Source organism: Streptomyces sp. NRRL F-2664, from assembly GCF_000719345.1.
Lineage (GTDB): Bacteria > Actinomycetota > Actinomycetes > Streptomycetales > Streptomycetaceae > Streptomyces.
Window position 1 is genome coordinate 1 of record NZ_JOFX01000379.1, and the last position, 410, is coordinate 410.

General features: G+C 73.2%; 1 protein-coding gene. It reads left to right on the forward strand.

Going from position 1 to position 410, the window contains the following annotated elements; all coding sequences use genetic code 11:
• On the forward strand, positions 1 to 410 hold a 410-nt coding region (locus tag IF89_RS39755; RefSeq protein ID WP_043195001.1), incomplete at both ends, for a hypothetical protein.

Below are 410 nucleotides of genomic sequence, written 5' to 3' on the forward strand. Positions count from 1 at the left end.
GCGGACCGCGGACAACTACCGCGACGGCGCCTACGCCAAAGAGCCCGACGCCGACGGCGCGCGGGTGCTGGCCGCAGCCGACTACTCCCAGTGGGCCGACTACAAGGTCACCACCACCGACCAGGCCGGACGCAAAACCGTTGCCTCCACCGACCCGTGGGGCCACACCAGCAGCACCACCGGCCCCGACGGCACCACCGTCAAAACCGCCTCCGACATCGTCGCCGAAGCCGTCGCGCAGGGCGTCCTGGGCGCAGACCAGGAGGATGCCGGCCTCAGCCAGGCCCGCGCCCTCTCGGTGCAGGACGCCGACAGTGCGGCACGGACCACCTCGGCGAGGGTGGTCTTCGCCGACGGCACCCCCGCCGCCGACTCCACCGCCCAGACCGACGCACTCGGGCGGACCCTGA